18 protein-coding genes and 1 riboswitch are annotated in these 14,118 nt (G+C 38.6%); of the genes, 2 read left to right on the plus strand and 16 right to left on the minus strand.

What is annotated here, in order from left to right; all coding sequences use genetic code 11:
- Positions 1-144 precede the first annotated feature (144 nt).
- From B4H39_RS07410 to B4H39_RS07460, 11 genes are all read right to left on the minus strand, one after another.
- Positions 145-1,449, minus strand: a complete 1,305-nt coding sequence (locus B4H39_RS07410) for a nucleobase:cation symporter-2 family protein (protein WP_251420550.1) — start codon at positions 1,447-1,449, stop codon at positions 145-147.
- Between the two features lie 18 nt (positions 1,450-1,467).
- A complete protein-coding gene (locus B4H39_RS07415) occupies positions 1,468-2,061 on the minus strand; it encodes a xanthine phosphoribosyltransferase (RefSeq protein WP_251420547.1) in 594 nt (197 codons plus the stop codon).
- Between the two features lie 154 nt (positions 2,062-2,215).
- A riboswitch (purine riboswitch) is annotated at positions 2,216-2,313 on the minus strand.
- Positions 2,314-2,400: 87 nt separating this feature from the next.
- Positions 2,401-3,117, minus strand: a complete 717-nt coding sequence (locus B4H39_RS07420) for a pseudouridine synthase (protein WP_251420545.1) — start codon at positions 3,115-3,117, stop codon at positions 2,401-2,403.
- Positions 3,104-3,682: an SMC-Scp complex subunit ScpB gene (scpB, locus tag B4H39_RS07425; RefSeq protein WP_202229430.1), complete on the minus strand. Its 579-nt coding sequence runs from the start codon at positions 3,680-3,682 to the stop codon at positions 3,104-3,106. Before scpB ends, B4H39_RS07420 begins: the two co-directional genes overlap by 14 nt.
- A complete protein-coding gene (locus B4H39_RS07430) occupies positions 3,666-4,400 on the minus strand; it encodes a segregation/condensation protein A (RefSeq protein ID WP_251420544.1) in 735 nt (244 codons plus the stop codon). The genes scpB and B4H39_RS07430 overlap by 17 nt, the downstream gene beginning before the upstream one ends.
- Positions 4,397-5,107, minus strand: a complete 711-nt coding sequence (gene xerD, locus B4H39_RS07435; RefSeq protein WP_251420543.1) for a site-specific tyrosine recombinase XerD — start codon at positions 5,105-5,107, stop codon at positions 4,397-4,399. The genes B4H39_RS07430 and xerD overlap by 4 nt, the downstream gene beginning before the upstream one ends.
- A complete protein-coding gene (gene cbpB / locus B4H39_RS07440) occupies positions 5,082-5,546 on the minus strand; it encodes a cyclic-di-AMP-binding protein CbpB (RefSeq protein WP_251420542.1) in 465 nt (154 codons plus the stop codon). Before cbpB ends, xerD begins: the two co-directional genes overlap by 26 nt.
- A gap of 19 nt (positions 5,547-5,565) precedes the next feature.
- Positions 5,566-6,075 carry a metallophosphoesterase gene (locus B4H39_RS07445; RefSeq protein WP_251420541.1) on the minus strand — a complete coding sequence of 170 codons (510 nt, stop codon included), beginning with the start codon at positions 6,073-6,075 and terminating at the stop codon, positions 5,566-5,568.
- A 29-nt stretch (positions 6,076-6,104) separates the two neighbouring features.
- Complete coding sequence (gene racE / locus B4H39_RS07450; protein ID WP_251420540.1) at positions 6,105-7,517, minus strand: glutamate racemase; 1,413 nt, start codon at positions 7,515-7,517, stop codon at positions 6,105-6,107.
- Between the two features lie 15 nt (positions 7,518-7,532).
- Positions 7,533-7,772, minus strand: coding sequence for a YneF family protein (locus B4H39_RS07455; RefSeq protein WP_202229420.1), 240 nt, complete (start codon positions 7,770-7,772; stop codon positions 7,533-7,535).
- A 319-nt stretch (positions 7,773-8,091) separates the two neighbouring features.
- Positions 8,092-9,114, minus strand: coding sequence for a branched-chain amino acid aminotransferase (locus B4H39_RS07460; protein WP_202229419.1), 1,023 nt, complete (start codon positions 9,112-9,114; stop codon positions 8,092-8,094).
- A 276-nt stretch (positions 9,115-9,390) separates the two neighbouring features.
- On the opposite strand from B4H39_RS07460, the gene B4H39_RS07465 reads away from it, so the two are divergent.
- Positions 9,391-10,137: a mechanosensitive ion channel family protein gene (locus tag B4H39_RS07465; RefSeq protein ID WP_251420538.1), complete on the plus strand. Its 747-nt coding sequence runs from the start codon at positions 9,391-9,393 to the stop codon at positions 10,135-10,137.
- A 24-nt stretch (positions 10,138-10,161) separates the two neighbouring features.
- Here the strand turns inward: B4H39_RS07465 and B4H39_RS07470 are convergent, their stop codons facing one another.
- From B4H39_RS07470 to B4H39_RS07490, 5 genes are all read right to left on the minus strand, one after another.
- A complete protein-coding gene (locus B4H39_RS07470; protein WP_202229417.1) occupies positions 10,162-10,923 on the minus strand; it encodes a ribonuclease HII in 762 nt (253 codons plus the stop codon).
- Positions 10,910-11,764 carry a ribosome biogenesis GTPase YlqF gene (gene ylqF, locus B4H39_RS07475; protein ID WP_202229416.1) on the minus strand — a complete coding sequence of 285 codons (855 nt, stop codon included), beginning with the start codon at positions 11,762-11,764 and terminating at the stop codon, positions 10,910-10,912. The genes B4H39_RS07470 and ylqF overlap by 14 nt, the downstream gene beginning before the upstream one ends.
- A gap of 442 nt (positions 11,765-12,206) precedes the next feature.
- Complete coding sequence (locus B4H39_RS07480) at positions 12,207-12,698, minus strand: DinB family protein (RefSeq protein WP_202229415.1); 492 nt, start codon at positions 12,696-12,698, stop codon at positions 12,207-12,209.
- 114 nt (positions 12,699-12,812) lie between these two features.
- Positions 12,813-13,193: a VOC family protein gene (locus B4H39_RS07485; protein WP_251420536.1), complete on the minus strand. Its 381-nt coding sequence runs from the start codon at positions 13,191-13,193 to the stop codon at positions 12,813-12,815.
- A gap of 71 nt (positions 13,194-13,264) precedes the next feature.
- Positions 13,265-13,444 carry a MarR family transcriptional regulator gene (locus B4H39_RS07490; RefSeq protein ID WP_251420534.1) on the minus strand — a complete coding sequence of 60 codons (180 nt, stop codon included), beginning with the start codon at positions 13,442-13,444 and terminating at the stop codon, positions 13,265-13,267.
- A gap of 259 nt (positions 13,445-13,703) precedes the next feature.
- On the opposite strand from B4H39_RS07490, the gene B4H39_RS07495 reads away from it, so the two are divergent.
- On the plus strand, positions 13,704-14,102 hold the full coding sequence (locus B4H39_RS07495) for a phosphate-starvation-inducible PsiE family protein (RefSeq protein WP_202229412.1): 399 nt from the start codon (positions 13,704-13,706) through the stop codon (positions 14,100-14,102).
- Positions 14,103-14,118: the final 16 nt, after the last annotated feature.

Here is a 14,118-nt window from a genome sequence, read left to right on the forward strand (position 1 = left end):
GAAATGAGTGTTTGATGAGAAGAGCGGGGGCCAAATTGACGAGTAGGTGACTTTGTGGCAGTTGAAAAAGTAAATTTATCGAAGAACAGTAAAACGCTCAAACTAGCTTGAGCGTTTATTTATAGCTTATAGACGATAGAAACTTCAGTTCACCTTTACTTCATGAGCATTCACTACAGCTTCTGCTTCAGGTTTAGAATTTAGAATTAAGTTAAGAAGAATGGCTGAAACTGTACTAACGACAATCCCATTAGACAAGAAGATTTGAGCCCAGCTTGGCAGGCTAACAAATAGATTGCTTGAGTTAAATCCAACCCCCATGCCTACTGAAATAGCAACAATAAACAAGTTTTGGTTGTCTTTGTAATCAACTGTGCCAAGCATTTTTACCCCTTGCATGGCAACCATACCAAACATAATAAGCATAGCCCCACCAAGTACAGGTACTGGAATAAGCTGTGCAATGGCAGCAAATTTAGGAATCAATCCCAAAGCGATTAAAAAAGCTGCAGTAAAGTAGATTGGCTTACGTGATTTTATTCCTGACATTTGAACCAAACCTACATTTTGCGAGAAACCAGTATAGGGGAAGGTATTGAAGATACCGCCAAGCAAAACAGCAAGACCTTCTGAACGGTAGCCGTTTCGTAAACGTTTCTCAGATAACTCTTCACCTGTCAAATCAGATAAGGCTAAGTAAACGCCTGTTGACTCCACCATAGAAACAATAGCGATGATAATCATCATCAGGCAGTCGATTAAATAAAAGCGGGGCATCGCTATACGGAAAGGAACTGGCAAGTGTGCCCAAGGAGCTTGATTAATGGCTGAAAAGTCAACCATATGTAAGCCAGCTGCTAAAACAGTACCTGCAACTAAACCAATCAAGATAGATATCGAGCGAATAAAGCCTTTAGCAAAAATGTGGACAAGGAGAATCACTAATATAGTAAATCCTGCAAGCAGTAAACTGTTAGTTGTCGGTGCTGCTTCGTTATTTCCCATATTCCCAACCGCAACAGGAATCAAAGTCAGTCCTATCGTTGTAATAACTGAACCTGTAACCAGAGGAGGGAAAAATTTCCTTATTTTAGAAAAAACACCTGCAACTGCAATAACAAAGACACCTGAGGCGATTAGGGCACCAAACATAGCGCCATCACCATGTTTTTGTCCAATAATAATGAGTGGAGCAACAGACTGAAAAGCTACACCCAGAACAACAGGAAGCCCGATACCAAAATTCTTGGTCATCTTAAGTTGAAATAGGGTCGCTAAACCGCACATAAAGATATCCGTTGAAATCAAATAAGTCAACTGCATTGCACTGTAGTTGAGAGCAGAGGCAATCATAATGGGCACCAAAATTGAGCCTGAGTACATCGCAAGGAGATGCTGTAAACCTAAAACTGCTGCTTGACCGTTGGCTTGTCTTTTTATCTTAAACATTATTTTTTCTACTCCTTCTTAATCCCAGACAGCATCATCTGCTGGCGCAAATACAACTTTGCCTGACTCAAATTTTTCGATGCGAGCCAAGGAAGTTACTGTTAAACCTTTATCAATCAGAAGTTGCCGGCCTGTTTGAAAGCTCTTCTCGATGACAATACCAATGCCTGCCACTTGCGCCCCTGCTTGCTTGATGAGCTCCTCTAACCCTAATGCAGCTTGACCATTGGCCAAAAAGTCATCAATAATCAATACATTATCCTCAGAAGAAATAAATTTACGAGAGATTGAAACTGTAGAAGTCACTTGTTTCGTAAATGAAAAGACTTCTGTTGTCAGTAGCTCTTCGTTCATTGTAATATTTTTTGATTTTTTTGCAAAAACCATTGGTACACCGAGTGCTTCAGCGGCATAGAGCGCTGGCGCAATACCACTGGCTTCGATAGTTACAACTTTAGTAATGTCTTGATCTTTATAGACCTGAGCAAAACGTTGTCCGATTGCTTTCATCAGTTCATAGTCAACCTGATGAGTAAGAAAGCTATCAACTTTTAGAACTTGATCTCCAAGAACTTGTCCATCACGTACGATACGATTTTCTAATAACTTCATGATTTCTCCTAAATGTTTATACCTAAGAACTGCTCGTCTCTAGCAAATACAAAAGCCCTACCTGGTAAGGTAGAGCATTTCTAAACGACAAAAGAAGATATGATTTATAAGGCATCAATCAAGACATGAACACTTACATTCAAAGCCATACTGCACAAATAAAAAATCCTCTTATTGTCCTGCTTTTACGGTGCAGGGTAGAGACACTCAGCCATATTCTAAGTATAAATAAGATTTTTTAATATTGATATAGTATAACGTATTTTATTTTTTTAATCAAGAAAAGATCGCGATAAATAAATTTTTTTCAAATATTTATAAATATTGTTCGGAAATCACTTATTGTTTAACTGCATTCATCAGTTGAGAAACTTCTTTTTTACTTAAACGACGGTAACGACCTGGTGCTAGTCCCTCTAAATTTAAGGGGCCATATTGGACGCGGCTTAGTTTTTGAACCGGTAAGCCGACTGCCGCAAACATTTTTTTAACTTGATGATTTTGTCCTTCATGGATGGTCAAACTAACCAGTGAACTATTCTTCACCTTATCTTGTCTCATAATTTCATAACGTGCTGGACTTATTTTTTTCCCATCAATAGTCATCCCCAGAGTTAAAGGGCGAAGATTTTCTTTATTGGCTTGCCCTTCAACTTTAGCAATGTAAACCTTTTCAACACCGTGTCGAGGATGTGTCATCAGGTTCGTAAATTCTCCATCATTTGTTAAGAGCAAGAGACCGCTCGTATCCCAGTCCAGACGACCGACAGGATAGATGCGTTCTTTTCCTTTAGGAAGTAAGTCCATAACTGTTTGACGCCCCTTATCATCACTTGAACTAGAAATATAGCCGCGTGGCTTATTAAGCATATAATAAACAGGTTCTTCATTATAAACGGCAACACCGTTTACTTCCACACTGTCTCCTGCCTCTACTTGATAAGCCAAGTTAGTCATTGTGACATTATTAACAGATACTTTTCCTGATAAGATGAGCTCTTCTGCCTTACGTCTGCTAGCCACACCTGCATGTGCCAAAAATTTATTGATTCTCATTTATTTCCCCATTTTCATTAAATAATACCTGCTGCTCTCCCACAAACTGACTTTCATCAACTTCTGGTAACTCTGAAAGATTATTGATTCCGATATAATCTAAAAAGAATTCTGTCGTTTCATACAAACCTGGACGACCGACAACCTCAAGTGTTCCCGTCTTTTCTACTAAGTTATAGGCCCGTAGAGTAGAGAGTGCCCCACTGGAATTCACACCGCGCAATTGATCAATCTCTAATCGTGTAATCGGCTGTTTATAAGCCACAATCGAAAGAACCTCCAAGGCAGAGCGCGAGAGACTCTGGTTAAGTGGTGTTTTGGCATAGTTTTTAAGAATATCAGCGAATATATCTTTTGTGGCTAGCTTATATTTTCCAGCCGTTTCAATAATCGTCAATGCGGATTCTTGATCTGTTTGATATTTTTCAACCAAACGCTCTATTTGTTGTTCACAAGCAAACTTACTCATACCAGAAAGCTCTGACAGCTGATTCAACTCAAGTCCTTCTTCACCTGCAACGAAAAGCAAAAGTTCTAAAACAGCTGTTTTATTTAGCTTGTCCATCCTGACCTCTTTCTAATAGAATTTCACCAAAAACTTCATCTTGTTTGAACGTGATTTGTTGTGTTTTTATTAACTCCAAAAGTGCCATAAAAGTAGTTAGCAGTTCTTCCTTAGATGTTTTTTTCGAAAATAGTGAGCTAAAGGTATAAGAGCTTTTCTTTAAAAAGAGAGCAGATAATTCGACAATTTTGTCAGAGATGGAAAATTTTTCTGCTTCTATCGTTGTATTTTCATCCGTGAAAGATTGTTTGTGCAGCTCCAAAACATTGCTAAAAGCCAAAAACAAATCCAAACTGCTATAATCTTGTAAAAGTACAGCATCTTCACCAATAATTTCTGTTTTTGCTTTGGAGTAAAATTGGCTACGTTCTTCATGCATTTGTGCAATATCTTGCGACAAGGCCTTGTATTTCCTATATTCATCAATTTGAGCCAAAATATCCTGTTCGAGCTGTTCAGTATCTTCTATGAACTCTTCTGCAACCGTAGGCAAAAGACGACGAGACTTGATGAGCATAAGTTGACTCGCCATTACCATATACTCACTGGCAATTTCTAGCTCTAAAGTCTTCATAGTCTTCAAAAAATTTAAATACTGCTCAATAATCGGAACCAGAGGCACTTCAAAAATATCAACTTTATATTGTCCAACCAGATGTAAAAGTAAATCGAGAGGACCTTCAAAATCATTGATTTTTATCTTTATTTCTTCAATCATTTATAGTATTTTTCTAAGGTTGTAGTTGTAGATAAACCTAGAGTTTCTGCCAACTCATAGACAGTTTTCCCTGCTCTAACTTGCTTCAAAATATACTGCTCTCGCAACTCTTTTGCCGTCATATCTGTATATTTTCTAAGCTCGAGATAGAGAAACTGACGCGACTTGACAAAAAGCTCATCTGCATTATTAATTCTCTGTGTGTAGAGAGCAAACTTATCTCGAATAGGTAATACTCTTTTCAAGCCCGCTTTTTCTACCGTTAAAATTTTGAACTTCCAGTTGAAATTTTCCCAACGCAATTGCTGAATTTCTGCAAACGTCAATCCGAATTCAAGAATGAGGAAAGCTAAAAAGTGCCCCGGCGAGGTTACTGGCCGATAAATCGCTGACAGATTCTTAAGCTCTGCTTTTTGTTTTACTGCTTTCTTTTTTGCACTCACTTGCTGAATCTTGTGCAATTCTTTCAGCAAATTTTTTTCATACAAATAAGACAGAAACTGATTGGCACTTGATATTTTACGACGTTGTGCAGCTACTGTCAATTTTTTTAGGGACTGACGATAAAGTAAGAGCGACTCCCGGGAAATGCTTTTCTTTTCAAAAAATTCTGCAAAATTCCGCAAATCGTAAAGATAATTTGATTTTGTATTTTCTGAGAAGTTTTTACTGGCTAAAAAATTAGGTATTTCGTTTGATAATATCATAGTCTTTACTAAATTCATGGGCAAAAGCATTGATAGCTTTCAAGATTTCTTGACGTGCAATAATGCCAACAAATTCCGTTCTTTTTACTACAGGTAAGAAAGGTTCTTTGACCAACTTATGTAGAATTTCTTCAAGGGATGTAGATGGGCTAACTGTTTCTACTCCAGTGTCGACAATTTCTGAAATACGTGTATTCATTGATTTTTCATAAAAGAAATCTTCTCCCATTTCGAACTCAACGATGTCTGCAAGACCTACAACTCCAACATATTCTTTATTTTTAGTAAGCACTGGCACCCTAGAGTATTTGTACTGACTCAATAAAAGTTTTGCATGTGAAACATTGTGCTCATCAAACAAGACAGCAACATCATCAGCAGCTTTTATAAAGGTTTCACTCTGCCCTAAGAAATATTTTTCAATAGCTTTATCAATCATTTTTACCCTACCTATTTTTCTACAGATTAAAAGTAAACTGTAAATCTGGAATTTCCTTGTGCTCCAAATCACGATAAGAAACATTATAACCGTTGTCAAGTATCGTAACAACAGCATACATTTTTATATTTATGTTCCCACGCGGCTGACTGACAGAGCCTGGGTTAATAAACAAAGTCTTTCCTATAATCTGTGCCACAGGTTGATGTATATGCCCAAAGAGCGCAATGTCAGCTCCTTTTTCCTCGGCAAAATAGGAATAACGTTCAAGCCCAAATCCAACATAGAATTGATGTCCGTGAGCGATGAGAATTTTCTTTCCTTCAACCTCCACCATTTTCACTTCTGAGTAGCCCTCATCATAGTCACAGTTTCCTGAGACTACGGTAATGCCTCTCCATATTTCATCATTGCTCGGTAACTCAGAATCGCCACAATGAAATAAAGCTGAAGCTGTACCTTCATACTTTTCTTTGATTCTTTTAACTATTTCACGATCAGTGTGTGAATCACTCATTACGATAAACATCGAAGACTCCTTTTAGCTTAAGTAGAGCTTTATTTTTTAATGTGCTCCAGCCATTCTGGCAACTCTGCCATTAGTTTTTGCAAAGCCTGACCACGATGTGATGCTGTATTTTTTTCCTCAGCAGTAAGCTGGGCAGCTGTTTTGTCAGATGTTCCTACTAAAAAGATAGGGTCGTAGCCAAAGCCATTTTCTCCTTGCGGCGTAAGGCCAATACGACCTTGCCAGTCTGCTTCGACCACTAAACTTTCTTGGCCTGGATAAGCAGCGACTAGTGTCGTATGAAAATGCGCAGTACGTCGTTCTGGCGTAATTGCAGTTGATGCGAGTTCATGGAGAAGTTTTGCAATGTTTTCTTCATCCGTAGGATTGGGGCCAGCAAAACGATGGCTCCAAACTCCTGGTAATCCTCCGAGAACATCGACACACAAACCCGAATCATCACCGATTACGACTTGACCAGTGATTGCTGCAATTTGCTCCGCCTTCAAACGTGCATTTTCTTCAAAAGTCATACCCGTTTCTTTGATATCTGGCAGTTCAGGATAATCTTTGAGGTTCTTAATTTTATAGCCAAACTCTTCAAAGAGACGTTTAAACTCCCTCGTTTTTCCATCAGTACGTGTTGCAATAAGCAATATTCTTTCTGAAGAAAGTTCCGTATGTTCTGCTCTTATCTTTCTTACACCTAGCCACCGATCAGCTATTACTTGAAAAGCTCCTGCATCACCCGTTGTGTAGAAACGATGTCTAATACTGTCGCGCTCCTCGCCGTTAAGGGCAAAATAGTTAAGCAAAACAGTGATATCACGCACGGTTTCTGAACCGCTGTCGATGAGTTGAACATCCTGTCCCATCTCTTTTTGAATAAGCTTGCGTAGCAATGGATAGTGGGTACAACCCAAAATCAAAGTATCCACTTTACCAACCATTGGTCTTAGGGTTTCTGCTACAATGTTTTTCGCGGTTTCTGTATCAACTTGGTTTGACTCAACTAAAGGGACAAAGTCTGGACACGCCAGACTGAGAACTTCAACGCTGGATGACTTAAACTGAATAACTTTGCGGTATTGTCCAGAATTAACTGTCGCTTGCGTTGCAATTACGCCTACTTTCTTATTGACTGTTTTCTGAATTGCACTTGAAGCACCAGAAAGAATAACGCCAACAACAGGAATATCCAAAGCTGCTCTGACTTCATCCAGAGCCACCGCTGTTGCTGTGTTACAAGCAAAAACAATCATTTTTACATTTTTGGAAAGCAAAAAATTGACCATATCCCAAGTGAAAGCAGTAATCTGCTCATTTGAGCGTGACCCATAAGGCGCACGTTGCGTATCACCGATATAGACAATTTCTTCGTTTGGTAATTGACGGAGAATCTCGCGAACAACGGTCAAACCTCCAACTCCTGAGTCGAGTAAGCCAATAGGTCTGTTGTCCATAAATACCTCCAAAATTTACTTTTTCTTAGTGTCTGCTTGTTTTGCTGCACTACGAATTTGACGAAGCACTTGCTGTACTTGTGCTTCTGATGGTTTGCGTCCCATGGATCCCATCATCATGCGCACTGCATCTTCATTCAATGGTGGGTTATCCATCAAGAGTTTTTTCGTTTGCTTTTGTGTAAACCAAGCACCACCTGCAAAACCTGCAACAGCAAAGACAAGCATAAGTAAAATAGCAACAAATAAATTCATTAATACTCTCCTACAAGAAAGCTATAAAATCGCTTTCGAAATTTTTCTCCTTATTATATCAAATTTAGGCTCATTTGTCGTGTTCTTTGTATGTTTCAATCGTTCATTGAGCATATCACAGCCTACAATATTTACTGCTTCTATCCTCCCATAGAAAGAAGCACTTGATTGCTCATACTTTAGCAAGCGACGCTTATTGAGTACGACCTGACAAAGCGAAAACAATCTTTTTTCGCTGAGGTCTAGTAAGACTCTAGCAAAGACCCAGAGGGCTTTGCGTTTGACCGTTCTCGCTTTAGCGAGTTACGGGCATTGAGTATTAATCCACCTTATAAATCCAGCCTTCTGGTGCCTCTTTGTCACCAAACTGTATGCCAACTAACTCATCATAAAGCTTCTGGGTCACAGGACCAACTTCTGTTTCTGAATAGAAAACATGGCGTTTCCCTTGGTCATCAATAGCACCAATAGGAGAAATTACGGCTGCTGTCCCACACGCTCCCGCCTCAACAAAATCATCGAGCTGATCAACAAAGACATCTCCCTCAATAGCCGTCATTCCTAAACGTTCTTCTGCCAGTTGTAACAAGGAATATTTTGTAATTGAGGGCAAAATAGAGGGGCTCAAAGGGGTGATAAATTCATTATTTTTTGTGATACCAAAGAAATTAGCAGCACCAACTTCTTCAATTTTAGTATGTGTTGCGGGATCAAGATAAATCACATCTGAATAGCCTGCTTCATGTGCTTTTTGTCCTGGCTCGATGGAGGCAGCATAGTTCCCACCAACCTTGGCTGCACCTGTGCCATGTGGCGCTGCACGGTCATAATCTCTTGAAACTAAAAAGTTTGTCGGAGTAAGGCCGCCTTTAAAGTAAGAACCAACAGGAACGGCAAAAACAGTAAAAATATATTCGTCCGCTGGTTTTACACCCACAAGACCGCCAACACCAATTATTAAGGGACGAATATAGAGTGTAGCTCCTGTTCCGTAAGGAGGAACAAACTCTTCATTGGCTCTTACCACTTGCTTGACAGCATCAATAAATTTTTCTGTAGGTACTTCTGCCATACGCAAGCGTCGCGCTGTTGCTTGGAGACGCTCGGCATTGCGGTCAGGGCGAAAGAGATTAATGTCCCCTGACTTTGTTCGGTAGGCTTTCAGTCCTTCAAAGCCTTGCTGACCATAGTGAAGTGCAGGCGAAGCTTCTGATAAATGCAGCGTTGCATCACCTGTTAGTTTCCCCTCATCCCATTTTCCATCCTTAAAGTGTGATATATACCGAAAAGGCAGTTCTCGATATTCAAAACCCAAGTTTTCCCAATCCAATTTAGTTGTCATTGTATTTTGTCCTCCCTTATTTTTCCATAGATGTTTTACTAAAAAGTTCATCACCTAAAATTTTTTTAGTATTTGCTATAATTATTAATTATAAGCTATTTTGAATGTGATTTCAATGTAAATTCAGAAAATTATACGACAAACGCATGGAGAAATTATGAGAACGAAAAAAGTTCTTTAAACCATGAAAACTTGTACCACTTATAAAATGGGCAAACTCCATCAAGATTGCTATTCATACGTTTGTCATAAGAAAATTATAGAAATGGAAATAAAATGAATACTCTTAGAATTAACTTTCAAGATTTAGGGCAGCTTCTTCTTGATAAACTCATTTATGTTGTTTTAGTTAGTTTTTTGTTCTTTATCTTATATCGAATCAGTATCCGTATTGTCGACTATCTTTTTAAAAATTACAGCAAGCGCTCTTGGGCTGACTCTTCTCGCATTATGACCTTGGCTCGTTTAAGTAAAAGTGCTTTGACTTACCTCACAGCCTTTCTATGGGTCTATACAATCCTTTCACTTTTAGGTGTCCCTGTAGCTAATGTTCTTGCTGGAGCTGGAATTTTAGGCGTTGCACTTGGTTTTGCTGGCCGAGATTTGGTAGCTGATATCATCAATGGTTTTTTCATTATTGTTGAGCATCAAATCAATGTTGGTGACTGGATTCGATTTGAAAACCTAGGTATTGAAGGAGAAGTGACATCTGTAGGTATCCGGTCCATTACCTTAATTTCAGATGACGGAGCTACAGCCTTCATACCTAATCGTAATATTGAATCATTGAAAAATTTTTCTTACAAAGATCGTACAGTAAATCTTGATATCCCTGTAACCACAGAAAATTTAGAAGAAATGAAAAACAAAATACTCCAAGTAAATACTGACTATCCCCAAGTTATTTATGATGGTATCATCACTCGTGATGAGAGTATTTTCCTTAGAAGTCGTTTAACTGCCGCTTTGGATGAAATAAATGGCTTGCGCTTAGAAATCATGGATAAATACTATACAAAATAAGCAGGTCACTACAGAATGACCTGCTTATTTTTTTATCATTGTTCTAACGGGCTCATAAGTTTTACGATGTATTGGTGTAACACCGAAGGCTTTAAGTCCAGCCAAGTGTTTAGCTGTGCCATAACCAGCATTATGTTCAAAGTCATAATGTGGGTACTGCTGTGCATACTGTTCCATGATACGATCTCGCGTCACTTTAGCGACGATACTTGCTGCCGCAATGCTTGCTGATTTGGCATCTCCTTTAATAATGCTAAGTTGTGGTGTAGCAATATCCAACTCCATTGCATCAACCAAAAGATAATCAGGTTGCAATCCTAACCTTTCTACTGCTTGTAGCATGGCTTTTTTAGTTGCTTGATAGATATTCACTTGGTCAATTGTTTTATTATCCACTAGACCTATACCTATGGCTAAGGCTTTTTCTTGAATTTCATTAAAAATGGTTTCATGCTTAGACTTGGGAATTTTCTTGCTGTCGTTAAGTCCCTTGATTTTACAGTTTTTAGGCAGAACAACTGCTGCTGCTACAACTGGGCCTGCTAGAGGTCCCCGTCCAACTTCATCTATTCCGGCGACTAAATTAAAGCCCTGTACATAGGCTTGTCGTTCAAAACTAAGCATCATTTCAAGCCGTTCTTCTTCAGCTTGTTCTGCCAAAATCTCTTTTTTACGGCGTTTAACAGCTGCTTTAACACCTGCGCGAGGGTCTTCAAGAAAAGCCTCTACATCACTAATGCACGTTAAATGAGCTAAATGCTCTTTTATTTCTTTAATTGTTTGCATAGTCATCTACCTTGTCCAAGCAGTATTCGCCCATCCTGCCATCCCGAACATCTTTAACAAACATCTGATAAAATCGATCATAATCATCACGAAAACCGAAACGCTTCGTGAGCTCCATGATTAACTCTGGCATTTCCAAAGCCGTGTCTTCTTCTTTCATTCGGAGCCGTTTCATGGTTGCTTCTTTATAATTTTCCAAAAAATATTGTAACCCGAAGATGGTCACGTCATCCATTGGCAAAAGTTGATCTTTAATAGCTCCTGTTAACGCAAGCTTCAGCCCCACTTGCTCATCTTCAAATTTTGGCCAAAGTATCCCTGGTGTATCAAGGATTTCCAGTTCTTTATTGGTACGAAGCCATTGCTGCCCCTTGGTTACCCCTGGTTTGTTTCCTGTAACAGCGACCTTTTTCCCTGCCAAGCGATTCATCAAAGTTGACTTCCCGACATTAGGAATACCAACAATCATCGTACGCAATGCACTGTTCTGAATACCACGTTCAGTATTTCGGGCAATCTTTTCAGTCATCAGTGTTTTAGCAGCAGCAGTCAAACGTTTTACTGTATGTTCTTCTTTCGAATTAATAGACAAAGCGATAATGCCTTGCTTTTCAAAAAAATCCACCCAGCCTTTCACGGCATTTCTATCAGCCAAATCTACCTTATTCAGCGCGATTAAGCGTGGCTTATCGCCAATGATTTTATTCAACATAGGATTACGTGAGCTTATCGGCAAGCGCGCATCTACTAGCTCAATAACAAAGTCAACATATTTCAAGTTTTCTTGTACTTGACGGCGGGCCTTGGACATGTGCCCTGGAAACCATTGGATTGTACCCATATCTATACCTTGCTATAACCAGAGTTACAGCCTTTCGTTTTTATTTCTTCAAGCGAGGAATTGTTTTTTTCACAGCCCGTTTTTCTTTTAAACCATTATCTTGCAAAGAGCTGCCAGTGCTAAGCCAGTTGACATCCCTCGTATTGCTTAAAATATTCCATCCACTACATAGTTTTGTTTCAACCCTATTATTCTATCATTTTTCACCTCCCTTCGCCATTATGTATTTGTGTTATTTCTGACATAATAGATTTTCCAAAATTATCTCACAGTATCTCTGAATAAAATTAATAACTTCTGCTCCAAATATTTCTCATTAAGCTTTTTCATTTGCCAAGATTTCCCCACTGCCTTCCCTGCATTAAAAAAACACTGATTTTCACCAGTGCTCCAAATCTGTTTTCTTTCGAATTTTTCTTGTAACTAAACGCTCTATCTCGAATTATTTTTCCTTCCTAACTCCATAGGCAAAGCGGACACTTCCAATTTCAGCAGCATTTTTCATTAATTCTAAGTTCAACCAACCTGCAACCTCATAAAAAGGCTTATTTTGAAGCGGCCATTGTCCCTCTTTGGAACGTGCAAACTCTTCCTCTGACATTTCGGATATACACTTGACCCACTGGCTTTTTAAGTCTGCTAAGTTTGAAAATGCTGTACCTACGTCTCGCGGCCAGTCAATATCCTCCACAGTCAAACGCCCATTGCCAAAATTATAGTCCAGAGCCATTGACCACCAAAAATCTATGTGCCACATAGTCCACGCAATGGTTGGCATTCCGATATCATAAGCTTCTGTCTCTGGAAAACCCTTGGTTGATAAACTCGGATGTGTTACTTCAAAATTCATTTCAGCTGCAGATAAATCCTTCAAGTGATATTCCAATAAAGCCCATGAAACCTCAAGTTGCGCCAACAAACTTTCTTTAATCATCTTAAAACTCCCTGTATTAAACATTTTTTTATATTTTGAGACTTCTGTATCGACCTCTTTTTGGAGACCAAAAACAGTAAAGTCCTTCCTTAGAAAGACTTTACTAACGCTTATTTATTCTGGCAACTCTGATTCAGCAAAAGCATAGTAGTTTCCATCTGGATCTTGAAAGTTAAAGTTAACCATGCCTTGGAAATTATTGATAGGGATGACCTTGTCTGTGGCAGTAGCTACACGCGCATGCCATTCTTCTAAATCATCTACAGTAAAAAGCATTGAGCCTTTCATATCAGCCACCTCAGGCGAATTTTGTCGAATAAATTCAATATTCCATAGTTGAATGCGTGCACTTGGAGCTTGTGAGTCCACAGCGAAAATCACAGTTTCCTCTTGACCTGAACCTTGACGTCTGAGCTCAGTTAAGCCGATTTTAGTCCAAAATTCGGAATGCTTTTGTACATCCGATACATAGAGCATGTTACAAAGATTGATCATAATGTTTTTCTCTTTCCTTAAACAAATTACTTTCTGCAAGTCTTGCAGATTCTAAAACAAGACGCATCCACTTATTTAGCCGCTTCATAAAAGCAGCGTTTAGGAGAAACAAGTTTCCCTTCTTTTTTTAATTTAACAATATGCTTACTTACTTCTGATTTTTCAATTCCAGTCGCTTCAGCTACAGCTTTCGCATCTAACATTTCTGATGAGTTTTTGAATGTGTGAAGTACTTTTTCCTTATTATCCATACAGGACTCCTTTTTCTATGTATTTCAAATTCGTAACACAAATGTCACAATAGTATTATATCATTTTTTGCTATAAACTTGACAGTGTTTTCACCAACTAGAAAAAATAAACTTTCTACCTTAATGCTTATCTTTTCTTCAGAAGTTTTCGCACTCTCGCTGCTCGCTTATTTTTCAGACAACATCTCCCTCAAGAGCTTTATTCCTGTGCTATACTAATATTATAAAATTTTACGACTAATAAAGCGGAGGTTATAATTTGGCTCAATTTAATTTTTTATCAAAGACTTTTAATGTCATTATAAAAGTTTGCCTAAGTTTACTCGGACTCGTTATTTCCTTTCTCATGTTTAAAGAGATCTGGCTGCTCCTTTTGTCATTTTCTACGGGCTTTGTTGATTATAGCTTCTATGATATTATTGACCGCATATTGACTTTCTTTCTCTTCTTAGAATTTCTAGAGTTAATTATACATTACCTGGCTGATAACGATCACCCTACAATAAAAAAATATATCTATATTGCTGTAGCTTCTATCGTAAGACTCTTGATTTCAAATCACGAGACGTCTCAATTGAGCCTTTTTCTACAATGCTCCGCAATCTTGGTTCTCATTATCGGAACTGTTCTTTTGAACCGCTGGGGGGACCTAAAATAAGCTGTCAAAATAAATT

Source organism: Lactococcus sp. UBA7128 (genome assembly GCF_002492185.1).
GTDB classification, from domain to species: Bacteria; Bacillota; Bacilli; order Lactobacillales; family Streptococcaceae; genus Lactococcus; species Lactococcus muris.